The organism is Photobacterium sp. DNB22_13_2 (assembly GCF_052873915.1).
Map to the genome: position 1 here is coordinate 137325 of NZ_JBNNXU010000006.1, position 25979 is coordinate 163303.

16 protein-coding genes are annotated in these 25979 nt (G+C 45.1%); 11 read left to right on the forward strand and 5 right to left on the reverse strand.

Annotated features, from left to right (window positions below):
• Nucleotides 1-100: 100 nt before the first annotated feature.
• Entirely contained in the window at nt 101-1705 is a 1605-nt protein-coding gene (locus tag ACVA58_RS11320; RefSeq protein WP_446510546.1) for a BCCT family transporter, read from the forward strand.
• Nucleotides 1706-1886: 181 nt separating this feature from the next.
• Here ACVA58_RS11320 and ACVA58_RS11325 read toward each other — a convergent pair whose 3' ends face one another.
• From ACVA58_RS11325 to ACVA58_RS11345, 5 genes are all read right to left on the reverse strand, one after another.
• Nucleotides 1887-3206 carry a hypothetical protein gene (locus tag ACVA58_RS11325; RefSeq protein WP_446510547.1) on the reverse strand — a complete coding sequence of 440 codons (1320 nt, stop codon included), beginning with the start codon at nt 3204-3206 and terminating at the stop codon, nt 1887-1889.
• A 217-nt stretch (nt 3207-3423) separates the two neighbouring features.
• Complete coding sequence (locus tag ACVA58_RS11330; protein WP_446510548.1) at nt 3424-5139, reverse strand: sulfatase family protein; 1716 nt, start codon at nt 5137-5139, stop codon at nt 3424-3426.
• A 395-nt stretch (nt 5140-5534) separates the two neighbouring features.
• Nucleotides 5535-6857, reverse strand: a complete 1323-nt coding sequence (locus tag ACVA58_RS11335; protein ID WP_446510549.1) for a hypothetical protein — start codon at nt 6855-6857, stop codon at nt 5535-5537.
• Between the two features lie 198 nt (nt 6858-7055).
• Complete coding sequence (locus ACVA58_RS11340; protein ID WP_446510550.1) at nt 7056-8795, reverse strand: sulfatase family protein; 1740 nt, start codon at nt 8793-8795, stop codon at nt 7056-7058.
• 382 nt (nt 8796-9177) lie between these two features.
• On the reverse strand, nt 9178-10152 hold the full coding sequence (locus tag ACVA58_RS11345) for a hypothetical protein (RefSeq protein WP_446510551.1): 975 nt from the start codon (nt 10150-10152) through the stop codon (nt 9178-9180).
• A gap of 586 nt (nt 10153-10738) precedes the next feature.
• Between ACVA58_RS11345 and ACVA58_RS11350 the strand changes: the two genes are divergently transcribed.
• The 10 genes from ACVA58_RS11350 (at nt 10739) to ACVA58_RS11395 (ending at nt 25976) form a co-directional block, all read left to right on the forward strand.
• Nucleotides 10739-11080, forward strand: a complete 342-nt coding sequence (locus tag ACVA58_RS11350; protein WP_446510552.1) for a hypothetical protein — start codon at nt 10739-10741, stop codon at nt 11078-11080.
• A gap of 40 nt (nt 11081-11120) precedes the next feature.
• Nucleotides 11121-12617: a putative glycoside hydrolase gene (locus ACVA58_RS11355; RefSeq protein ID WP_446510553.1), complete on the forward strand. Its 1497-nt coding sequence runs from the start codon at nt 11121-11123 to the stop codon at nt 12615-12617.
• A gap of 69 nt (nt 12618-12686) precedes the next feature.
• Nucleotides 12687-14105, forward strand: coding sequence for a sulfatase-like hydrolase/transferase (locus ACVA58_RS11360; RefSeq protein WP_446510554.1), 1419 nt, complete (start codon nt 12687-12689; stop codon nt 14103-14105).
• Between the two features lie 40 nt (nt 14106-14145).
• Nucleotides 14146-15567, forward strand: a complete 1422-nt coding sequence (locus tag ACVA58_RS11365; protein WP_446510555.1) for a sulfatase-like hydrolase/transferase — start codon at nt 14146-14148, stop codon at nt 15565-15567.
• A 322-nt stretch (nt 15568-15889) separates the two neighbouring features.
• Nucleotides 15890-17200: an anaerobic sulfatase maturase gene (locus ACVA58_RS11370; protein WP_446510556.1), complete on the forward strand. Its 1311-nt coding sequence runs from the start codon at nt 15890-15892 to the stop codon at nt 17198-17200.
• Between the two features lie 38 nt (nt 17201-17238).
• Nucleotides 17239-18747 carry a sulfatase family protein gene (locus tag ACVA58_RS11375; RefSeq protein ID WP_446510557.1) on the forward strand — a complete coding sequence of 503 codons (1509 nt, stop codon included), beginning with the start codon at nt 17239-17241 and terminating at the stop codon, nt 18745-18747.
• Nucleotides 18748-18834: 87 nt separating this feature from the next.
• The gene (locus tag ACVA58_RS11380) at nt 18835-20256 is read left to right on the forward strand and encodes an efflux transporter outer membrane subunit (RefSeq protein WP_446510558.1); all 1422 of its coding nucleotides are present in this window, start codon (nt 18835-18837) and stop codon (nt 20254-20256) included.
• Nucleotides 20257-20258: 2 nt separating this feature from the next.
• Complete coding sequence (locus ACVA58_RS11385; RefSeq protein WP_446510559.1) at nt 20259-21611, forward strand: efflux RND transporter periplasmic adaptor subunit; 1353 nt, start codon at nt 20259-20261, stop codon at nt 21609-21611.
• Nucleotides 21608-24805, forward strand: a complete 3198-nt coding sequence (locus ACVA58_RS11390; protein ID WP_446510560.1) for an efflux RND transporter permease subunit — start codon at nt 21608-21610, stop codon at nt 24803-24805. Before ACVA58_RS11385 ends, ACVA58_RS11390 begins: the two co-directional genes overlap by 4 nt.
• Nucleotides 24795-25976 (forward strand): serine hydrolase domain-containing protein, encoded by a 1182-nt coding sequence (locus tag ACVA58_RS11395; RefSeq protein ID WP_446510561.1) that lies wholly within the window; start codon nt 24795-24797, stop codon nt 25974-25976. The genes ACVA58_RS11390 and ACVA58_RS11395 overlap by 11 nt, the downstream gene beginning before the upstream one ends.
• The last annotated feature ends 3 nt before the right edge of the window (nt 25977-25979 follow it).

Sequence of the window (25979 nt, forward strand, 5' to 3'; positions counted from 1 at the left end):
TTTTAATATTATTTACATGAATTAAAAATATAACCAGTTACTAATCAAACATGGAGTCGGTCTTCGTATTCGTTATCTCGAATAGGTAAACCTTTTAGTTATGCACTTTAAATCACAAAAATACAGTATAAATTCAACAGATTATCAAGTTGGTCAAGACAATGTCACCAAGTGGGGCATGGATATCCATAACACCGTTTTCATCGCTTCAGCAGGTTTTTCCATTCTATTTATTGTCGCTCTTCTCGTTCTTTCACCCGCTGATGCAAAGGCAGCCATAGATACGGTTAAAGCTGCAGCTTTATCTAAGTTCGATTTCGTTTTCATGTGGAGCGCTAACATTATACTGATTCTTGCAATTGGTATTGCCTTCTCCCCATTAGGAAAAATTCGTTTGGGTGGTGATAAAGCCACAACTGACTATTCCACTATTTCCTGGATCGCTATGTTATTTGCGGCCGGTATGGGTATTGGACTTATTTTTTGGGGGGTGGCAGAGCCAACTGCGTTCTACACTAACTGGTTTGGTACTCCGTTAGGTGTCGAGCCCTACACTCCTGAAGGTCGTGAGTTAGCGCTTGGCGCTTCCCTTTTCCATTGGGGGTTTCACGCGTGGGCAATCTACGGCATGACAGCACTCTGCCTGGCGTATTTTGTTTATAACAAGGGGTTGCCGCTTTCAATACGCTCCATTTTCTATCCACTGCTTGGTGACAGAGTATGGGGAAAAATTGGTGATGTTATTGATGTTATGGCCGTGCTGGTCGTTTTATTCGGTCTTGCAACGTCACTTGGCCTCGGCGGCTCTCAAGCGGCAAGTGGAATAAGCCATGTATTTGGGATTGATAATAGCCTCTTCCTCCAAATAACCATTATTCTGGCGATTATGGCTCTCGCTATTGTCTCCATCGTTAGAGGGATGGACGGAGGCGTAAAATTGTTGAGCAACATCAACATGATCATTGCTTTTGTATTCCTTGGTTTTCTCGCCATTCTTAACTTCACCACCGTTTTAGACTCATTAGCGACAGGCGTTGTCGGATATGTGAAAAATATCATTCCATTAAGCCAGAACTCTGGCCGTGACGATACAACATGGCTACATGGCTGGACCGTATTCTACTGGGCTTGGTGGGTAGCTTATGCCCCATTGTTTGGTATGTTCGTAGCGCGAATTTCAAAAGGGCGAACAGTACGCGAGTTCCTAGTGTGTGTATTAGGTATCCCCACGTTAGTCACTACAGCTTGGATGTCCTTTTTTGGCGGCATCGCAATTCAACAGATTATAGATAAAACTGGATTACTCGGAGCTGAGCAAGGTATTACCGACGTATCATTGAGCCTGTTCTATATGCTTGATGCTTATCCAATGGGTAATATTCTATCAATCATTGCTGTCGCCCTGATCATCGTTTTCTTTGTCACAACCCTAGATTCTGGCTCTATCGTGGTCGATAGCATGACCGCAGGGGGTAAGTTGGAGTTACCCATTAAGCAAAAGGTTATTTGGGCGGTTATCTCAGCACTAATAGCTATGATGATGTTGTGGATTGGCGGTACCGATTCAGTTCAGGCGCTACAGTCAATTACTATTATCGCAGCCCTACCTTTTGCTGTGATTTTGGTACTTGGTTGCGTCAGCTTGGTGAAAGGTCTATTAACAGAGGTCGAACGGCCTCAATTAACCCGAAACAAGCGCGTTTAAGAATTGAGAAGGGCTTAGGCATTGCTAAGTCCTTCTAGAAAAACGGCTCACCACTCTTCTGTGTCAGCCGACATTTAGCTGACACGAAGATGGATAAAGACGTGTTTGACTTTCTTTTAATCAATTGTATAAAGAATATCAAAAAGTGCATTTTTTTCGATGTTCTTTATTTTTCAATCTATTAGTTGTTGGGCGCAAACGACTTATACATTTCAACAACGTCTTGGTAGTACCCTTTTTCTTTCAGATAAGTTTCTACCTGATCATTGATGTTTGAAGCCAAGAAGGCACAAACAAACATCCCTTGATCGAGAGAGATTAATTTTGTCGACATATTCCCATTAGTATCGACGGCATCAAACCAGCCATATGGCGATTCAATACTCGGGTATAGTCGCTTGATTGATTTAAGGCATGCTATTGCGTTCGTTGGTTCAACCATAAATGATAATGCTGTTGCATGAGGTGTACCGGTATTGCCACCTGCAACCTGAAGTTCAAATCGAACCGCTGCTTCGGAAAGTTCAGGCACGCCGAAAGCTGCATAGCTGTCATCTGTAGTGGCCGCCGAAGAAACAAAAGGGATCTTGTAGATCTCTGAGTGGATTTGCTGGATCTTCGTCATATCTTCGATAATCGAATAATCCGGCATTAGCTCCCTTTCGTTGAGCCAAATAGCAGGAAGCATGCCTTGGAAATAGGCCCCATCCCAAGTCAGCATTGGATGATAGACTTGATCATTTAAACCAGAGGTACCCGTATATAATTCCATATTGTTAAAGGCTGATTGAGGTACCGGCATACTTGTGCCTTTGGTAATCAAATGAGCCCAAATGGGTGCTAAACGGCTTTCATTTGCTTTCCGGTCAACGAAGTACCCCAAAGGGGCAGCTTCTTTCACTGACCATCCAGCAACAAGCAAAGCCTTATCCGGATTGTAAAACTGCTGCCAGCCTGGAATTTGTTTCTTCAAGATGTCATCGATTTTCTTGACAACATTTACCTCTAAGCCATCGTCTGAGTTCAGGTAAGCACCTGATACCGCGCTCAGTGCAAAGGCCAAGTTTGCATTATCAACCGCAGGGACAATTCCCTCCTCTTGCGGCTGTAATCTGCCATCAACAATATCGTATGGCCAATAAAACAAACCATTCCAAGTCGGCGTTTCTAGCAGTACATCAAGCGTTTCATTGATCCTCACCAACGCATCTTTATTACCATTTTGATGCGCTTCTGTAAGAATATTGAGGTACAAACCAATTTCAGTGGTGTTGACGTAATACTGAGGGTCAATCTCAGTCCCTGTAACAAGCAAGGTATCGAAAGGCACTTTTGACTGTTCATCAACACCGACCCCATCAAGAAAGAAATCCAAATTGATTTGTAATTCATGTTCAAATTCCGATGGATAAAAGTGCTTACGCAAAGATAACTGGTTAACTTTAGCGCCTTTTGAGCAGAAAGAGTCTGATGATGCAGGATCTTGGGTGTTATACGACATAATTGGAGAATGCTTTACAAGGTCAATTCAGATATTGCCCTGAACATACCATAAGCTTCACTTAACTTGTCTAACCCGACTCGCGATTTGTGTCTGTGTAAACATACCTTAAAAAAAAGCCCCTCATACATAGCGTATGAGGGGTTTTTTACATTAGACTAAACGGCTTTGCTGCATTTATCTGAATAGCCAGAGTTAACAACCAACCTCGTTTCAATTAAAAGCCTAATTTTTCACGTTCTTGGCGGTTCATGAACGGGTATGGTGCTTCGAAGTAATCTTCTGGTACATCATAACGCTCACGAGCATTCTCAAGCTCAGTCGTCATCATTGCCCGTACTTCAGCATACTCAGGAGCATCGTACACATTATTGACTTCGTTTGGATCTGTCACCAAGTCATATAATTCGAAGATACCTTTCCCTTCATTCTGAGAGTAGAAGTCAATCAACTTATAGCGGTCACTTCTAACACCATCATGACGAGGTACATTATGTGCACCTTCCATGTAGTAGTGGTAGTAAACAACCGGGCGCTCTTCTTGCCACTGAGCGTCCGAAGTCTGTCCTTTTAGTACTTTCAAGAATGATTTACCCTGCATTTCCTCTGGAGTTGGCAAACCAGCCGCCTCAAGGAAAGTTGGACCAAAGTCCATATTCTGGATCATCGCTTGTGGACGTTGGTTGCCCTCAATCTGACCCGGCCAGCGGATCATAAATGGCATTTTGAAGCCTTCTTCGTACATGTAGCGCTTCTCAGCCCAGCCATGCTCGCCGATGAAGAAACTCTGATCCGAGCTGTACACCACGATGGTGTTTTCTGCCAAACCACTTTCATCTAGGTAATCAAGAATACGACCAACGTTTTCATCAATGGTCATTACCGTACCCATGTAGTCACGCATAAAGCGCTGGTACATGTACTCTGTACGTGCAACTTTCAGATCACGTGGTACATTTCCCCAACGACGCTTATACATAGGATCTTTCATCTTTTCCCAGTAATCGACGTTCGCATCATCGTAAGCTTCATGGAATGCAGCTTTCTGCTCGTCAGTTAGACGGTCCATCCACTGATCAAAGTGCCAACGCTGATCACCGTCCATGCTCTTGATCCACTCTTCGCGAACTCGCGCTTTTTCCGGTGTTGTCGGTGCAGGAGGGAAGGCATTGATACCCACTGGCGTCATACCGTACAGCTGCATCCAGGCATTTTCTGCATGCTCACCACGGGTTTTGTAATCATCAAATAGTGTTTCAGGGATCGGGAAATTATGGTCCATGAACGTTGACATATGGCGTGGCGGTGGACGACGTGGCGTATGTGGCGCTTTATATTGAACCTTCAGTAGGAACGGTTTATCTTCATCCCATGATTCTTCAAGCCATTCCAATGACATATCGGTGATAAGATCAGTTGAGTAACCTTCAATGACTTGTGTCTTGCCTTCTTGATCAATGAACTCAGGGTTGTAGTAAGTTCCCTGACCACCAGAACCATTAAGTACTAGTGAATAACCAAATTCTTTAACCGGTGTTGGGTGCAAATGCCACTTACCAATCAGAGCTGTCTCATAACCACTTTCTTCAAGAACCTTAGGGAAGATAACCTGATCAGGATTCCAACGAGAAGAATTGTCAAGTACACCATTCTTGTGAGAGTGCTTACCTGACATTACCGATGCTCGGCTTGGCTGACAAATAGAGTTGGTTACATACGCGCGCTCAAAGATTGCACCTTCATTGGCAATACGATCAATATTTGGCGTTTGACCTAAAGTTGGGTTGTAAGCGCTGATAGCCTGGTTGGCATGGTCATCAGAAAAAATAAATAAAATGTTTGGTCTTTCTTGCTCCGCTGCAACACTGGTCATTGCAGATGAAGCTAATAATAAGCCAATCCCCTTCGAAAGGGTTGAGCGTTTAATATTCATATTGTCCTTGCCTAATATAAGATTAAACAGCTTGATATCATCAAGCTATTTTTTACTTTATGCATAGCGATAAAACTATTACATGTGCCTTTCCATGCGCTAACGACTCAGTAAATAACAGGCCAAACCGCCAAGTTAATCGAATTGAGTGAATCACGTCCATTTCACACAGTCAAATATAAACGTTTCGACTAACACCGTCAATTAAACAGACCTAAAGTGTGATCCGTGTTAAGTACTAAAAATAGTGTAATAAAACCTGTAATAAATTGTTTATATGAGATAAATATCAATAGCTTTTTGTCTTTATAAAAAAACTCCCAACCATAAAGTTGGGAGTAAACAACAATGATGCTAATTGTAAAATTACCCTAAGAAACTGATCAGTAAATTAACTATTCAAAGTAGTTGTTATACTTATTAAAGAATTCCATTCCCAAATGATCAGGCATGGCAGCCATACCAAATAAAAATGTTGAGAAATCAACCCCTTCTATAAACTCAGCTTTCCACTCGGGTTGATCATGGCTGTAACGCCATAGGATTTCGTACCCGCCATCAAGCTCATGCTTTGCATTAATGCTGTTATCACGGTAAGTCGAAATCAAATCATCCTTAGCTCTATCATTAAACGGAATATAGCCAGCTAGAATATGAGGAGAAACAACTAGGTTATGATTAAACTGCCGATCACCTTCAAAATGAAAACGGTCGACACAATAACCATTTGGACAAGAGCCAGCACCACTACCCCACTCATATTCTTTTAATTCCACACCTTCAACATCAACATCTCGCCAGAACGCAAAATCTGCTTTAGCTGAATTTTTAAGAGCAGTAACAAACTCAGGGTTATTTGAGAAGTCATGCATCAGGTAGTTATTAAACAAGAAGTTAAACTGCGAGGTAAACCATGTTTTACCTTCTGAAAGGACAGGAATTCCATTATATTCAGCAACAGGAAGGAACTTTGTCGATGCATACCAAATATCCCAGAATTTTTCTGCATTACTTGCATTAACCGCAGTATCGAGATCTTTTGCCTGCTGATTTGCAATACCCGCAACAAGCATATATTCATTGAATGCTTTAGTTCGATGCGGCTTAAACGTGCCATCGGTATGCTGAGCTAGATAAATACGGCCAGTGCGAACATCAGCAATATACTGTGTTAAATCTGTATTGCGGTACAAGAAGTCGGCAAGCGCAGCAATTTCCTTGTTTTCGCTAAAGTAGTTTTTAACAAACAAGGCACCATAAATCATGATGGCACTGTCAACCGGGCTCCAGTCATCACCAACAGCTTCACCCGTTTGTGTATTATAAAAATGAATAAAGGTATTTGTCGCGTTCTGTGGCACTTCAAAATTAGGATCTTGGCCAGCCAGTTTACGTAATGTAACTAAAGCAAGTTGCTCTGCTTCTGGCTCCCAACCATTCGCGTGTCCGATAGTCAAAGCAACCAGACCCATACCTGAGTTAGCAATAGAGCCAACATAACTACGATCACCGTTTAGGAATAGCTTGTCTTCATAAGTGCCATTCTCATTGCGTAGTTGTTGCCAGTAGGCATAGCCACCACGGTAAAGGCTATCAATAATCTCTTGATCGCTTTTCACTGTTTCACTGATGACTGTCTCATTCACTGCAGTTTCTGCGAATGCCATTCCTGGCAGAAGCATTGTACCAATAAGCAGCGCAGCTAACTTCTTTTTCATTTCTATTCCTTCAACTTCAAAAGGGATACGCAAAGGTATTTTATGAGTTCAAATATAAACGTTTCGACTAACTATTCAATTAACACCGAGATAGAGTGTGCGATAGGTCACGTGATTAAATTGTTGCAGTTTGTAAATCAAAAAAGGCTTGCCACAACGCTATGACAAGCCTAAAACAAAGGCAATTAAAACATTAACTTAGTTCTTAATCAGCCCTAATTCCCGACGCTCTTTGCGGTTCATATAGACATATGGCACTTCAAATACCTCGTTAGGAACCTCATAGTTATTTCGAGCTTCTTTCAACTGACTATGCATCATTTCGCGAACTTCTGCGTATTTTGGATCGGCATAAACATTACTGACTTCGTACGGATCAGTTTCTAAGTCGTAAAGTTCAAACTCCCCTTTACCACCATTCTGAGAATAGAAATCAATCAGTTTATATCGCTCAGTTCTTACCCCATCATGCCTTGGTACGTTATGGGCACCGTGCATATAGTAGTGGTAATAAACCGCTGGACGTTCTTTCTGCCATTGCTCATCAGATACCTTGCCTTCAAGCAAGGCTTTAAATGACTTACCTTGCATCACATCAGGAATTGCAACACCAGCAGAATCGAGGAAAGTCGGTGCAAAATCGATGTTCTGAATCATAGCATCAGGACGAAGCCCAGCTTCAATATGACCAGGCCAGCGGATCAGGAATGGCATTTTCATCCCTTCCTCATACATGTAGCGTTTCTCTGCCCAACCATGTTCACCAATGAAGAAGCTTTGATCCGAGCTATAAACCACAATAGTGTTATCGGCAATGCCTGCTTCATCAATGTAATCCAGTACACGGCCAACATTTTCATCAATGCCCAACACTGTTGCAGCATAATCACGCATAAAGCGTTGGTACATGTAACTTAGGCGGTCGGCTTTTTGCTCAGTAGTGAGGTTACCTCTTTGTCTGGCGTACTTAGGATCTTTTTGCATCTCCCAGTATTGAACATTGATATCGTCATAAGCAGCATGCCATGCATCACGCTGATCCTGATTCATTCTGTTCATCCACTCTTCATGCTTTTTACGTTCACGAGGATTCATACTAGACAGCCACTCCTCACGAACTTGCTTACGTTCCGGCGTGGTTGCAGCAGGTGGAAATGCGTTAATACCAACAGGTCCCATGCCATATAGCTGCATCCAAGCACGTTGAGCATGATCACCACGGGTAGTGTAATCGTCATGTAATGTAGCAGGCTCTGGGAATACATGATCTTTAAAGGTGGTTAGGTGTCTCAATGCTGGGCGGCGAGGTGTGTGTGGAGCTTTGTACTGAATCTTCATTAAAAAAGGCTTATCAGAAGCTTGATGCTGCTTCATCCAATCAAGAGACATATCCGTAATGACATCCGCAGAATAGCCTTCAACTACAGACTTTTTACCTTTTTGATCAACAAACTCAGGCTGATAGTATGTACCCTGTCGGCCAGAACCGCTAAGTACAATGGAATAACCGAACTCATTCACAGGTGTCGGCCTCATGTGCCATTTACCTATTAACGCAGTCTCGTAGCCTGCTTGTTCTAACAATTTAGGGAACGCAATCTGATTGGGGTTCCAACGTGCCGTGTTATCCGTTACGCCATTTATATGTGAATGTGTACCAGTCATTACTGATGCGCGGCTTGGTTGACAGATCGAGTTACCTACAAAGGTATTTTCGAAAATCGCGCCTTCGTTAGCGATGCGATCAATATTAGGTGTCTTAACCAGCTCAGAGCCGTAGGCACTGATCGCTCGGTTGGCATGATCATCAGAGAAAATGAAAACAATGTTAGGCTGCTCTGTCGAAACAGGTGCCGCCTCGACAGCTTCAGGCATGGCGACATTAGCTGCCACCAGTACAGCCATCCCCTTCACTAATTTAGAGTATTGAAAATCCATAGATAGACGAAAAACCTTTTAAAGTCATTAATTAACATAAAACAATGAAGGTCCAGCAAAGATTTCCCGGTCAAACATTAGCTAAGGACTACATTCAATTTATGCATGATGAGTGAACAACTACAATATAAACGTTTCAGCAACCTCATTCAAACCACTATTTCATTTTTGTGAAGCACGTAAAACTATGTAATCAAAACAAAAAAGGTAACAAGAAGTTATAAAGAGGAAATGTGTTATAAAATGATGATCAGTTGATATAGACACCAAATCACAGAAACAATTAGAAATGTATTTTACGAGCGAGAGATTTTTTCATTACAAAAAATTAAATTATGTGGTAAATAAAAAGGAGGCTGACCTCCTTTTTATTTGTTAACTATTAAATGGTAATATTCATTCCAACACGTACCTGCATTTCTTGCTTATCGCCCCCACTGTAGTCTGTCGCATGAGATGGTGATTGACGCTTATTATCACCATATTGGAAATTGGCTACTACACGTAAGTTATTATTTATACGCTTGTTATTATTGAAATTAAATCTAACGTAATCGTATCCATTCCAATATTTACCACTTTCTTCACGACCAACTACGGTGTTAAGTTCAGTTGTAATACCATAGTAATGGTTAAAGCGTACAAACGGTTTCACATTGTAGTTTTTACGACGAAACTCATAATCAGAGTTGTCTACCGTACCATTGTAAGAAACGCTTGCACCATAGTTGATTTGGCGGCTATGACGGAAGACATAGTTTACATCGGCCGAATATCCTTGCCAGTTATCATTATCTCTGTTTTCTGTTCGGTCATAGCGCTCACGCCACTTAAACTGGTAATCCGCCGTCGTAGAAATAAAGTGCTGACCGTACGTCAACTGTACACCAGGCTTAAGCTTCAACTCTTGAGTTGCAGTACCTTGAGCTTCAGCTTGACGGATGTAAACCGGCTCAGCGAACCAACTTAGGTTCGGGCTAACCCATTGTTCATAACGAGGAGCAAGAGTAAAGCTAACACGCCCATCATTGCTGTATCCCTTATCACCCTTAACGTCTACCCAAGATTCAGATAATACGTGGCGGAACCTAAAATTCTCATTAATTCGTGTAGAACCATCTAAATATACCAATCGATACGAGGAACGTTTAGGTGAATTATCAAATACAGTTTCGTTGTAAACTAAACCGGTAAAAAAGTTTGTTCTTCGCTGACTTGGACTTGAATCAGAACGCACTTGAATTGTGTCGATATCACCGTCCATATCAATCTGATAAGAACTTGTATCAACTTGAGAGGCTAACGCTCCACCAGATAACAATAATGTTCCTATGCTTAACATCAATTTATTATTCATTTTAACCCTGCTCTCACGTATCGGATAAATTATAACTCGCTTTTACTTTGTAATTGATGGCTGAGGGGGCGTAATAAGTAACAAAAAATATCGTATTCATGCAGCCATCGAATTGATAGACACAAAGATAAACGTTTCGACTGAGAAGTCAAAGGAAGCAAAAAAACGCTAAGACAATATCTAAACCTTTGGTTTGATTAAGATAATCATCAAAAGTGTGAATATTTACAATAAATCTAAATTCATACAATATGAACCAAATCACATGCAATTAAGTGCCACCACCAGTTAAACCTTTTTAAATCAGTAACTTAAAAGCACCACCTTTTGAGTGTATTCGTACGCACTTATATTCTTACCTTAATAACCAAATAGCGGCAAATTAACGCCTAATACGAAAAAGTCCGATCATTAATTGATAGAAATAAGGCTTTAACACGAGTTACATCACAAAATTAATTAAAAACCATCATAATTTTTTCTTGTTGAGGGGCTGACGATTGAACCGTTTAAATAACTTATGTATGTTTCACTCAACATTTAATTGAAACGTTTATATGACATAGGTCTTCTTGGAGATTCCGCTATGAAAAAAATGATTGTTACCTGCTCTACTGCACTATTGATGCTTATTTCAAGTCAGGCTCTTGCTTATAACGAGCTTTCTCCAAGAGATCAAAAACGTATTTCGACGGAAGTTCATGAGATGCAAGTTTTCTTAGAGCTTAGCCAAGGTGATGCGGACAAAATCAAACAGCTAAAAGCGGATATGGCGAAGGCTAATGCGAAATTAATTCAAGAACATGGTCGTGGTACAGATGGTTTCCGAGAAGCTCGAAAACCATATTGGAGAGCTTACCAGTCAGGTTTACACAGTGTCGTTAGCCGTGAAGAGCTGCGTAGCTTTAATGCTGCTAAAAAAGGCTGATAGCAGCATTCCAACAATTTAACTATAAAGGCTCCCTACAATGACTTATAAGAAATCCTCTCTCGCTTTACTAATTGCATCAGTCGCTTTGACTGGTTGTTTAGATGATAACTACGACTACAGCGGAGGTGGCGGCAACTCCGGTGGTGGCGGTGGTGGCGGCGCTTCCAATGAACTTGGAACGCAAGTACCTCTATATTACAAATATAACGACAACCAGAACTCTGACTGGGATGCACCATATGTAATGAACGCTGTCGATGCTGATGGTACGGAAACAGCAGTAGACGGCAACGCCCTACCTTCATCAAGCAATATTAACGTAGAAGGCGAATTTACTTCGGCTGAACCACTCACTGTTACAGTTAGTAACGACAAGGCCTCACTGATCTTTTCAGCAGATAAAGCCTACGACATTACAAAATCCAACCTCTTCGCGGAAGGGAAAAATCTTGGTGGTTCAATTCAGTTTTATATCAACACATTAAGCTACGATCTTGGAGATGATCCTGAGAACCCTAACCCCGTTCTGCTCACGATGTTCAACGGTAACAAGAAAGTTTCGACAGACATTACCAGTTCAGTAATTGCTTCAGCATCAGATAAAGCTCAATTTATTCGCGTTCCTCTAAAATGCTTTATCGACGAAGGTTTAGACTTAACAAATGTTGACATCGCGATGGCGATTGAAACAAAAGGTGCAATCCAATATGAATTTAGCCAAGCTCGTTTGGCTAATAACTCGGTTTCATTGACACCTGCAAGCGCCAATATTCAAGGCTGTTATAACAACAATAACAGTAAGGTGCTAGCTGAAGAAGAGGCGGTAATTACTCGCGATATTCGAACAACCGATGAAGCCGGAAAACTGATTTGGGAGTTAACCGGTGAGGCAGATGATGTACGCATCACACGTGGTTCTGCAGCGAATATAACAAACAATGGCACAACTGAAGGTAGCATTCGGGCACGCGGGATTTATTATGATGATGAGAAATTCGATAATAGCAAACGCAGTATCCTCTCTTTCGCCATTGATGCTAATGCTAACCTTGGCAATATTGAGTACCCACGTCTCGACCTAAGCCACTATATGCTTAACGGCGAACTTCAAGCTGAGTTCATTATTCCAAACAACGGAACAGTGACAATGCCAACTGAAGGTGAACTAGAACTTGTTATGCAATTCTACGGCCCAGGAAACAGTACAGAGGGAATGGTAATTGACGGTGACAGTTATGGCAACGGTATAGCCCTTACTTACAACCTTACTGAAGCTGGCGCAGACAAAGGGGAGATGATCAATATTGCTATCCCTGTCCGCGATTTCTTTACTAGCGCCAACGGTCAAGTTAGCCTAAACGCCCTGCAGTATGTTGAAAAATTAGAGACTCACGTGCAAGTAAACCTTGGTCCGGACGATGATGGAAAGGACATCATATCCTTTACAGAACTAGGTGGCTTCCGCTACGGCCTAGGCGACATCAAATTGGTCATGAACCCAACGGATGAAGCACCAGCCCCAGACGCGCAATAACAACAAATAACAATCCACAACGGCCATTTTCAATGGCCGTTTTCTCATTTCGGTTAGGAAACCAATAATATGAACTCTGCTCTGAAAAAGCATGGGATCACTCTGGCTATTACTGCCGCCCTTAGTGGCCCTGCTCTAGCACAAGAAGCACCATCTACCTCATCACAACAACCTAACGTTCTATTTATATTTGTCGATGACATCGGTTATGCCGATATGGGCTTTCAAAACCAAAGCCAAGATATTGTCACACCGCACATGGATAAGATCGCCGCTGAGGGTGCGATCTTATCTGCTGGTTATGTAACAGCCTCGGTCTGTGGTCCATCTCGTGCCGGACTGATGACCGGCCGTTACCAGCAACGCTATGGCTACCATGACAATACAGCACCATTTATCAAAGAGCCGGGTATAGTTCAGGGCCTTGACCTCAATGCCAAAACCATTGGTAACTATTTTCAAGATGCTGGCTATGTCACCGGCTTTATCGGTAAGTCTCACGACGGTGATGCCAAGGAATACTGGCCGCACAACCGTGGCTGGCAGGAGTTTTACGGCTTCAACAATGGTGCTGCCGATTATTTTGTCAGCGGCTTTAATAGCATGAATGCTGAGGAGAGAGCCTATTCGTCAATCCATCGAAATGATGAGCTGGTCGATGATTTCGATGGCTACCTCACGGATATCTTTGGTAACGAAGCGGTTGAATTTATCGACCGTCACCATGACAAACCATTCTTCCTTTACGTACCGTTCAATGCCTCCCATGGCCCAATGCAAGCTAAACAGGAAGATCTAGAGAGGTTTTCTCATATCGATGACGAGTTGCGTCGTAAGATGGTCGCCATGACATACAACATGGATCTCAATATCGGCAAGATGGTGAACAAGCTTGAAGAGCACGACCTGATGGACAACACCATGATCATCTTCATGTCTGACAACGGTGGTAAGCCAAAAGGTAACGGCTCTTACAACACGCCGCTTAATGGTGAAAAAAACACCTACTGGGAAGGTGGTATTAGGGTACCAACTACCATCACGTGGCGTGGCACAATTCCACCAAAGCAAACCATAGATACCCCTATGATTTCACTCGACATCTTGCCAACTACGCTTGCAATGGCCGGTATTGAGCAGCAAGAACAGTGGCAACTCGAAGGTGAAAACTTACTACCATTGCTTAAAGGTGAAGTATCGGAAATCGATGAGCGTTTCCTTTATTGGCACACCATCAGCAAGAGCGCCATTCGTGATAACGAGTGGAAGCTGGTGATCCATAACACGCTGGTTAAAAACCCTAAACCAGAACTGTACAAAATTTCTGAAGATATCAGCGAATCCAATGACTTGGCCGGACAGCATCCCGAACAAGTTGAGCGCCTGCTTGCTGCCTTCAAACGTTGGGATGCCGAAAACCAAGAAGCCAAATGGGGATGGAACCGCAACCTATTTCCACATACTAACGGCTGGCGTGGTCGCAACTGATTATTTAAATATCAATAGATAAATAACGTGGATATTCACTATGAAACACATAATGAAAAAAACCGCCATTAGCATGACTGTACTCGCGGCACTTGGCGGCGGTGCTGCAGTCCAGGCTGAAACACCTTCACAACCAAATGTTGTAGTCCTCTTTGCCGATGACCTCGGTTATGCCGATGTGGGCTATCACAACTCTAGCCAAGATGTCGAAACCCCGAATATGGATCGCCTCGCAGCCAGTGGTGCAGCACTTACCGCTGGCTATGTTACTGCGCCTGTATGTGGCCCTTCACGAGCAGGGTTAACGTCTGGTCGTTACCAACAGCGTTTTGGTTTCCACAACAATACCGGTCCATTTGTCCGTGAAGAAGGTATTGTCCAGGGTACACCGGATGAGATGCTGAACAACAACTTCGGTTACTACTTCCAGCAAGCGGGCTATGTCACAGGCATGGTTGGCAAACACCATGACGGTAAGCAGCGCAAGTTCTGGCCTCACCACCGCGGTTTTGATGAGTTCTACGGTTTTAACAATGGTGCGGCCAACTACTTTGTGGGACCACAGAACCAAGAAACGGCGTCACAGAAGCCATTCTCTGTCATGTACCGCAATGACAAAGTCGACGACAACTTCGATGAGTACCTGACCGACCGTTTCGGCTCGGAAGCCATCAGTTTTATCGAACGCCATAAAGACTCGCCGTTCTTCCTGTATGTACCATTTAATGGCGTGCATGGACCGCTACAAGCGACAGATGAAGACCTCAAGCGATACGCACATATAGAAGATGAAAAACGCCGCAAGCTGTTGGCTATGAACTACAACGTCGACCAAAACATTGGCCGCATTCTTGATGCACTTGAAGAGAATGAGCTAACCGAAAACACCATTGTCTTCTTCTTATCAGACAACGGCGGTAAACCAAAAGGCAATGCGTCTTACAATCTTCCGCTGCGAGCACAAAAAGGTACCCTATGGGATGGCGGGATCCGTATACCGTTTGCAGTCTCTTGGCCGGGAACAATCCCTGCTGGCCAAACGATTGAAGAGCCAATCATTTCGCTGGATATACTGCCGACTATGGCTGCCGCAGCCAATGTTGACGTAAAAGCTGATTGGAACCTAGACGGTGTTAATTTACTGCCATTGCTTACCGGTGAAGAAAAGTCGTTAGAAAACCGATTCCTATACTGGAACACCAGTATGGCTGGCGCAGTTCGCGATCAGGACTGGAAACTCGTGATGCCAAATATCCGCAATAAGCGTCCTCGTGTACAGCTATTCAATATCAGCAATGATATCTCAGAGTCAAAAGATTTGGCCAAAGAGCACCCAGAACAAGTGAAACGCCTACAAGAGGCATGGAATGCTTGGGATGCTAAGAACGAAGATGCCATGTGGGGCTGGAACCGCAACATGTTCCCTGTCGAAACCAACTGGCGAAACCTAAATAGCCTTTAAGCTGGATAACCTACAGCCAATAACGTTTTTAACCAACAAAGACAGCGCAAAGCGCTGTCTTTTTTTACCCGGCTTTATCATTTCGACTCCATTCTAGATTCAGCTCACATTCCCAAGGAAACAAACCACGCAAAATTTGTGGCTCGGTAGGCTTTGAGGTAATCTCAAACCAACTCGAAACGTTTATACAAACAATAAATAAACGCACTAAACTGGTAGTCAAATCATAGGTTGAAGTTTCGCATCCTAACCCTGTCAAAGATGCTTCGGCACGTCCGGGTTATCCTCTTAACCTATGCTCATAACGATATAAAGGTAAGCAATGTCGACGTTTAAACAATGCCATGTAATGGCAAAACCAAGCAGCTCTGTATGCAACCTTGACTGTACCTACTGTTTCTACCTTGAGAAAGAAAACCTTTACCCTGAGCGAAAAAGCCGCTGGCAAATGTCAGAGGAAACGCTTGAGGCTTACGTAAAGCAATATATCGATGCCAACAGTAGCAGCGAAACCATTGAGTTTTCTTGGCAAGGCGGCGAGCCTACCATGATGGGGCTCGACTTTTTCCGCAAAGCCGTAGAGTTGCAGCAAAAGTATAAACTAAACCACCGTATTACCAATGCCTTTCAAACCAATGGCTTACTCATTGATGACGAGTGGTGCCAGTTTTTCAAGCAGAATAACTTCTTGATTGGCGTTTCCATCGACGGCCCGGCCCACCTTCATGACCACTTCCGGGTTACCCGTGCCGGCAAAGCCAGCCATGACAAAGTAATGGCGGCTATCGCTAAAATGAAAAAGCACGGTGTCGAATTCAACACTTTGACCGTGCTTAACAGCGAGAACGTGAAATACCCTGAAGAGGTTTACGATTTCTTGGTCGGCATTGGCTCAACCTTCCTGCAGTTTATTCCAATCGTTGAGCGCGAAGCCAAGCAAGAAACTGAAGATGGGCTGTTTTTGGTCAGTCCAGAATACCAAGCGGAAGCGGATGTAACCGAATGGTCGGTACCATCACTCGCTTATGGTCAATTCCTTAACCGTGTCTTCGATCGCTGGGTCAAAAAAGACGTTGGCCGTATCTTCGTCAATACTTTCGATTCAACACTAGCGACTTGGTGTAACGAGCCATCGGGCATTTGTGTGCAGTCAGAAACCTGTGGTCATGCTTTTATTCTTGAATCAAATGGCGACATGTATAACTGTGACCACTTTGTCTACCCAGAGCACAAGTTGGGTAACATTCACAGCGATCCAATCCAAGACCTAAACCAGACTGACAAAGCGGTCACATTTGGTATGGATAAGAAAGACAAGCTAACGCTGCAATGCAGACGCTGTCCATACCGTATGCAATGCCACGGTGGTTGCCCTAAACATAGATTTTCCCGCTCTGAGGCAGGACAAGAAGGCCATAGCTACTTCTGTGCCGGCTACTATGCCTTCTTTGCGCACTCCGAGGCCAAGATGAAACAGATGCGCGATCTACTTATGCGTGGGCGCCCAGCTTCAGACATTATCTACCTCGACCTGCAGAAAAAAATGGTCGCGAACACATTTACCGGAGGCCGTAACTCTCCTTGTCCATGTGGTAGCGGCAAGAAAGTTAAGCGCTGCTGCCAGATTGTTTAATTGATTCAACACTAAGTAAATCAACGAGCCTGTATTCAATGAAGTCAACTATGCACGGAAACAAGAAAAGGTCCTCATTAGCTTTTGCAATTGCAGGCTTGATTTACTCTGGCAATAGCCTGGCAACCCAACAACTTGAGCCGCCTCGCGATAACTTGGAAAGCCAGCCAAACGTCATTGTGATTTACACCGATGATCAAGGTTGGGGCGATGTCGGTTATCACGGATACGATGACATCCACACCCCCAATATCGATGCATTAGCCGCAGGGGGAGTACACTTTCCCCAAGCTTATGTTAGCGCATCGGTGTGTGGACCATCGCGAGCAGGCTTATTAACCGGTGTTTACCAACAGCGTTTTGGTGTGTACGGCAACTTTGCTCAGAATCATGTCCCTCGTAGTCAGCCGCTTATGATGGAAATGATGAAAGATCTCGGTTACACCACAGGCGTCATCGGCAAATGGCATATGGGTGAGCCAACCGGAAGCCCCAATGAGCGTGGGGCTGACTTCTTCTATGGTTTCCATGGCGGTTCGCACAACTACATGTTTTCTGATGCCGAGGAAGGGGGTAAGCCGTGGCTGTCCCCTCTTTATCGCAACACGGAAAAAGAACCCCCAATCCAAGAAAGCAATGGTTACTTAACCGAGTTATTTACCGACGAAGCGGTTAGCTTTATTGAAAAAAATGCTAACAAGCCTTTCTTCCTTCATGTCGCCCATTTTGCCGTTCACCATCCCTGGCAAGTTCCTGATGGATACATTGAGCGATTAGAGCAACTCGATGTTCACCATGAAGAGCGACGTTTCTTTGCCGCACAAACATTAGTATTAGATGATGGCATTGGCGCGATCATGGATACACTGAAATCCCACCAGCTTGATAAAGACACACTGGTCTTTTTCATGAGTGATAACGGCACACCTTCCGGACAAGGTTTTGAACAGCCACGTAAGAAAAAGCGGGGGGAAACGACCATGTCTAGCCCTGGGCCATTTAATGGCTTCAAGGGGGATACTTACGAAGGAGGTATCAGGGTTCCATTTATTATTCATTATCCCGCTCAAATAAAACCGGGAATGAAATATGACCCTATGGTTAGTTCGCTAGATATTTTCCCGACTATTGCAGCACGTTTTGGCATTAATAAAATAGAGTCAAACGCTCACGCTGAAACAATACCATTTGATGGCGTTGATCTTTTCCCTTATTTATTAAGTGAAAAAGACGGTGAGCCCCATCAAACCCTTTATTGGCGCCGAGACAATGATTACGCCATTCGTGACGGCAACTGGAAGCTCACTGTCAATGATGACAATGGACCGCGCACCATTCGCCTGTTTGATATGGAAAACGATCCTGGTGAATGGCATGACCTTGCGAACGATAAGCCCAATATTGCCCAAGCACTAAAAGATAAATTCGATGCCTGGGAAGCAACGCTGCCTGTAAATAAGCTCAGTGAAAAACCAACCAACCGTAATATTGGTTTTAATGATGGCAATAGGATAAACGTAAAAGAGTTTAATCCGCGAATGAAATAATTAAGCGATAACCTGCCGCTATTACTAGCGGCACCCCAAAATATCCAATACCTAATAACCACCCGATAAGGTTGTGGGAGCCAGATCATGCCTTCAAGTTCGCGAGCAATACTATTTCTCCGCGTTTCTGTAATAACCTTGCTCTTAAACGGTTGTGTACAAACACCGCAAGAGCACAGCGACATTGCGCCAGTTGTTTCACCATCATTTAGCATTTCTGGCAAAACGGAAGCCGATGAGTTTTGGTGGAGAGAATTTAATGACCTACAGCTCAACGAGCTTGTCGGCACCGCCCTTAGGTCAAATTTCAGCCTGCAATCGAGTGTCGCCCGAGTGCAGAGAGCGGCAGCGACGGCCGATGTCAGAGACGCAGGTCGATACCCTACCGTCAACGGTGTGGTTGGCAGCAATATCCGTCGTGAACGTGATTCAATCGGCGGTGAAATAACACAAGAAACAACGGATAACCTCAGGTTAAACGCTAGCTGGGAGCTCGACTTGTGGGGCAAAAACCAAGCCAAGGCATCTGCAGCCTATTACAGTTACCTCGCCACTGAAGAACAACTACAGGCCGCAGCCCAAACCCTTGCCGGAAATATCGCAAGACGCTGGTATCAACTGATTGAGCAACACCAAGCCTTATCCATACTCGAAAAGCAAATTAACAATACCAAGATCATTGCCGAGATCACAGGCCATCGTTACCGGACTGGCCAGGGTAGTATCAGCGCCTTATGGCGTCAGGAACAGCTATTGGAAAGCTTGCAAGCGCAAGAAAAGCAAGCCCGCAAAAACCTGATGATTCTGGAGAGGCAAATGAATGTCCTGTTAGGGCGATCCCCTACCACAGCCGTTGACTGGGCCTACTCCTCTTTTCCAGCCTTACCGCCGTTACCGGAAACTGGTTTGCCGACAGCACTGTTGGATAGAAGACCGGATGTTCGTGCACTCTGGTATCAATATGAATCTAGCCAGCAGGAAACCTCAGCGGCAGCGGCAGCTCGTTTACCAAACATCTCCATTAGTAGCTCAGCGGCAAGCAGTGACTGGTCAAATGCCTTTGATATCTGGCGATTGGATCTCGGTGCCCAACTAAACGTTCCGATATTTAATGCAGGAAAACTCGAAGCGGAACAAAAAGTCGCCGAGGCATCGTCTGATTTAGCCTTCTACAACTACACCCAAGGGGTTCTAAGCGCCATAGAAGAGGTAGAAACCAATGTCCTCTCGGAGCTAAGCCAACACGAACAGCTTGACTCATTACGCCGCCAAACCCGTCAGGCAGAAAATATCCTTGAGGTCGAATCTATTCGCTATAGCCGGGGCATGCAGGGCTACCTTGATGTATTAAACGCCCAAGAAAAGCTATTCACACTACAAAAGCAATCTCTTAGCGCCCAACGCCAACTGTTCCTGCGCCGTATAGCCACCTACCAGTCTCTAGGCGGACAACTTATATCTCTATCAGCAGACGGTGCAGTTGAACTGCAACCAAGAATGGAATCCTGACCATGACAACTGAGGTCAATGCTTTACCCAATAAAGCGATACCCAACAGAGCTTTGCGCTACATCGCAACAGCATTAAAGATCATCATCCCCTGCGGTGTGCTCGCAGTTGGCATTTATACCACAGAGATGCTAATGCAAGGCAAACCCAAGCACCATCGTCCAGCAGGCCAGCCGCCCGCAAGATTAGTTGACGTCTACCATGTGGAATACAGCGACGAAGCCCCGACAATCATCGCTCAAGGGGACGTCATGGCTAAGCGCAGTGTCAACCTTCGTTCTCAATTACGTGGCACGATTACCGAGCTTCCAAACCACTTAATTCCTGGCGGCTTTGTCAAACGAGGGGAAACCTTGATCACCTTAGACAAACGAGATTATTACTTAGCAGTCAAAGAAGCAGAAGCTTCGCTGGACAGGCAGCAAGCTCTCTATGATGTAGAAGTGGGTCGCCGTCGAGCTGCTGAAATGGAGTACCAGCTATCCGGCCAAGAGTTATCAGAAGAAGACCTCGCGCTAGTGTTAAGACACCCGCAACTGGCGCAAATTGAAGCGGATATTGCCCGTAGCCAAGCAACATTAGAAAAAGCGATCATCAACTACGAGCGAACTCAAATCACGGCTCCCTTTGACGGTCAAATCATCAATATCGACGCAGCGGAAGGTAGCCAAGTACGTGACAATACCGTTCTGATGGATATTGTCGCCACGGATACGTTCTGGCTGAAAGCCAGTATCCCAGCACAACAACTTCGTTGGCTGACAATCCCATCAGCCGATCGTCACTTATACACCGGCCAACAAGGCGATTGCTATGGTTCTCAGGTAGTCATCAGGAACCCTAACGAATGGGGCAGTGACCAATTTCGACAAGGTTGTGTCACCAGTCTCCTTCCGGAGCTCGATAAACGAATCAAAACCGCCTCGGTCCTGATCAGAATTGATGATCCTCTCGCCCAAAAACCAGAAAACAAAGACAAACCGGTTGTTTTGCTTAATGCGTTTTTACAGGCTGAATTCAACGCCACACCGCTCACTGATTCGGTGAAGATTCCACGTCGATACCTGCAGAAAGATCAGTATGTCTGGATCATGAATGACGAAGAAAAGCTGGAAGCGCGAAAGGTCGACATCGCACACCGCGGCCAGAAAACGGTGCTCATTACCGGCGGATTGGATCAGGGAGAGCGGATAGTCACTACACCATTGATCGGGGCTATCGAAGGGATCGCTCTTAAATTACGCACACCCGAAAAAAACACTATCACTGCCGAAAGCAACCAAGCTGATTCGCTAACGACCACGCAAACGATCTCAGATAAAGCTCAGTCATCAGCGCAGGGGCAAGAGTCATGAGTCAGTCAAAAGGTGCCATAGCCTGGATGACCCACAATAGGGTCACTCCAAACTTGCTCATGCTGTTCTTTATCATTGGTGGACTCTTGATGGGTTGGCAGATAAAAAAAGAGGTACAACCCAACACTCAGCATAATTCTATACGGGTCTGGGTATATTACCCCGGTTCGACGCCGGCAGAAATGGAACAAGGTATCACCCTGCCAATTGAAAATGCCATCAACGGCATAGAGGGGATCAAGGAAATCCACTCTTGGGCCAACTCGGCAGGGACCAATATTACCGCTGAACTTATCAATAATGTCGATGTTGAACGGGTGAAGCGAGAAATTGAAAATGCGGTCAATACCGCGCAGTTACCCGCTGGCGCAGAAAAACCCCGGGTGCTCCGTAACGAAAGCCGCGAAGAATCAATGGAGTTGGTTCTATATGGCGACACCGACCCTATCGCCCTGCGAGAAACCAGTACCGAGTTACAAAACATCCTGTTGCGCTCATCTGAATTAACCCAGGTCGAAGTCAACGGCTTCTCAAAGTATGAAGTACAAATCCAAATTGATACCCAGACACTAGAACGCTACGGCCTAACCTTAGATCAAGTCGCCCGCAGTATAAGTAGCCATGCCGTCACCCAATCAGGCGGCCGGATACAGTCCAGCGGCGGTGATATATTGCTTCAACTGGATGAACGCCGCGGCTGGGCCAAAGAGTTTAACGATATTGTTGTTCTCCAAACCCCACAAGGGGGACGAGTCTACCTCGAAGATATTGCTGACATCCGTGATGGTTTTGCCAACAAGAACAACAGCTCGTTCTACAATGGCCTGCCTTCTGCCAGTATTCGTGTATACCGGATCGGCGATCAGACGCCAGTGTCGATATCTGAGGCCGTCTATGATCGCCTGCCAGAGCTGGAAAGCGCACTGCAACCTGGCATGACACTCAATATTGTCAGTGACGATGCCATTATCTTCCAGCAACGAATGCATTTGCTGCTCAAAAATGCGTTCTCAGGTCTGCTACTGGTACTTTTCGTACTTGCCCTGTTTCTCGATGTTCGACTTGCATTCTGGGTGACTGTCGGTATACCAACCTCCTTCCTAGGCTCCCTGCTCTTCCTCCCCGCCATGGATGTCTCAATCAACATGATCTCCATGTTTGCGTTCATCATCGCTCTAGGGATCGTGGTTGATGATGCGATTATCGCGGGTGAAAATATCCACGAAAAAATGAGTCAGGGCATCCCCTTTTCGACAGCAGCCATCGAAGGGGCGAAAGATATCGCCACTCCACTAACCTTCAGTATCCTCACCAACATCATCGCATTTATTCCAATTTGGTTCCTGCCGGGAACCTTAGGCATGATGTTCCAAGTGATCCCCTTAGTCGTCGCCTGTGTGTTTATTATCTCTTGGGTCGAGGCACTGTTTATCTTGCCCACTCACCTCGCCCACATTGACAGCCACCAGCAACCGGCATGGACCAAACCATTTGCATGGCTACAGCACCATGTTGACCTAGGGCTTCAGTGGTATCTAACAAAAATCTATATACCGGCTCTGAATAAGCTACTCGCTTTTCGTTATCTCGTTATCGCCAGTGGTGCCGTTATGCTAATGGTAAGCATCGGTTACATCGCCGGGGGACATCTAGGCTTCACGACCATGCCACGAGTAGAAGCTGAATTCTCCCTAGCCCGCGCCTTCATGCCGGTTGGCACCTCTTATGAGGAAGCCACAGCAGTACGCCATAAACTTGAACACGCTGCTATGCAGGTTATTGAGCAAAATGGGGGGGACCAACTAGCAACCGGTGTATCAACCCACATCCGCAGCCGTGACGGTGAATTCATCATTATTTCGCGGATCTTTCTCCAGCCTTCAGAAATCCGAGATATCCCAACCCGTCAAGTATCTCAGGCCTGGCGAAAAGTCACAGGTGATATCCCGACCGCCAACGCCGTTCGCTTCTCTGCAACCGGCAACGGACCGGGAGCTGATGTCGCAGGCGTGACCGTTGAGCTAACCCACCGCAACAACGAGCGGTTGCAAATGGCCAGTGAAGATTTGAGCGAGATCTTAGCGGGTTATAACGGGGTGGTCGATATAGAAAATAGCTTTATGTCCGGTAGCCAGCAAATCAAACTGTCCCTGCTACCCGAAGGCAAAAGTATGGGATTGAATGAGCAAGAACTTATCCGACAGGTGCGTCACGCCTTCAACGGGGTAAGGGCTATGCGCCAACAGCGCGGTAGCGACGAGGTCGATGTCAAAGTACAACTGCCCGATTGGCAACGCTCGAGTGTCTATCACCTTGAGCATCTGCCGATTAAAGTGGGTGACCGTTACCTGCCCTTGTCGCAGATAGCTAGCGTTGAACGTGAATATTCAGCCTCCACTATCCAGCGTCGCGAAGGCCGACGTCGGGTTACCGTGGGCGCCGATATCACGCCATCATCAGAAGCAATGGCGTTATCACAAACCTTGGGCAATGAGGTTTTCACAATGCTTCAGCAGCAATATCCAGGATTAGGTATTGGCTTTTTAGGGGATCAAGCTGAGCAGAAAGAAAGCCTGAGTAGCCTAGCGACCAACGGCGCTTTGGTACTGTTAGGCCTGTATTGCTTGCTCGCGATCCCATTCCGCAGCTATAGCCAGCCGTTGATCATCATGACCATCATTCCGTTTGGCATCATTGGTGCTGTTATCGGCCACAGTATTCTCAATTACAGCCTGAGTGTGGTAAGCCTACTGGGGACGCTGGCTCTCAGCGGGGTCGTGATCAATGACAGCTTAATTCTAGTCACAGAAGTGAATCGGAACCGGGAGCGAGGACAACCTCTCATTCAGTCAATCGTTGCTGGCAGCTCACGGCGGTTCCGCCCAATCATGCTGACCACATTAACCACATTTGGCGGGCTGGCCCCGATGATTATGGAAACTTCAAACCAAGCTCAGCTAATGGTACCGATGGCAATTTCACTCGGCTTCGGCATTCTGTTCGCCACCTTTATTACTTTGGTGCTTCTGCCCTGCTTGTACCATGTGCTTGAAGATATAAAAGCTCTTTTCCAATTTCCCGCTATGCCGCAAAACACAGAACAAATAGCAGAGCAGTTAACAGAAATAAAGAGTGAACAGGATGATTCACTTCAGGAAAGTGTAACCAAGGAGAGAGTTACCCATGCAGTTTAAACAATGCCGCCGTGATGATTCATTCACATTGGCCTTATTTTCATTGGCATTATTATCATCGACAGTATCTGCTGACGCACAGGACGGTTTGAGTGATGAAGTCGTCACCCTAAACCATATTGCCACTGAAGTATCACAACCTGCGGCCATAAAAGCTCCACAGGGCAATACCAGTCGCTATCGTACGCCAGTATCTCGAAATGACGGCCTAATAACTGCAGATATTAATCATACAGGAATCGATACCCAACGAATCAACCAGTTGCGCCAAGACATCGCAGCCGGTAACTATGGTCAAATTAACAGCTTGCTGATTCATCACCAGGGTAAACTTATTGCGGAAGATTATTGGCATGATGGTGCGATAGATAAGCCTCATTTCATGTTTTCTATCACCAAAAACATGCTCTCCAATGCCATCGGTAAAGCCATCGAGCTTGGCGATATCGACAGTGTGAATGATCCCGCCATCAAATATCTGCCCAATATAGATAAAGAGAAACTCGCCACAGGCAGTAAATCTATCACCCTTCATGATTTGCTCAGCATGCAATCGGGTATTTCTATTCCCAACCATATCTCTGACCACTCGCCAATCACCGTCGATAATCATGCAGCGTTATACCTGACGTTAACCGACAATGTCGAACCGGGAAAACGCTTCAAATACCAAGGTGCAGATGCCGATATTCTTAACCATATCCTGTACAGCACGACAGGCAAAGATCTTGCGGCTTATACCGACGAGTACTTTTTCAAGCCAATGGGTATCAACAATGCCTATTGGGAAGAGTCGGCCTGTGGCCTGACCAAAGCCAGTTCAGGGCTCCACATGACGTCAAGAGACATGATCAAGTTCGGCATGTTGGTGCTGGACGAAGGGAAGTTCAATGGAAAGCGGTTACTTACCCAGGAATGGTTACATAGCGCAACAACCCCAAAGACCCGTAATGGCAACTATGGCTACTTCTGGTGGACTCAGAACTTCCGCGTGAATGATCAAGAAGTAAAAACCATTTCAGCAAGAGGTGCTCGTGGCCAATTTATTTTCGTAAACCCTGAGCTGGATCTTATCGTCACCGTCACTAGCAGTAATACCGGTCAACAAAGACGTGTACCACTGCAATTTGTACCTGAATACATTTTACCTGCCATCCCACCAGCGAATTAATGT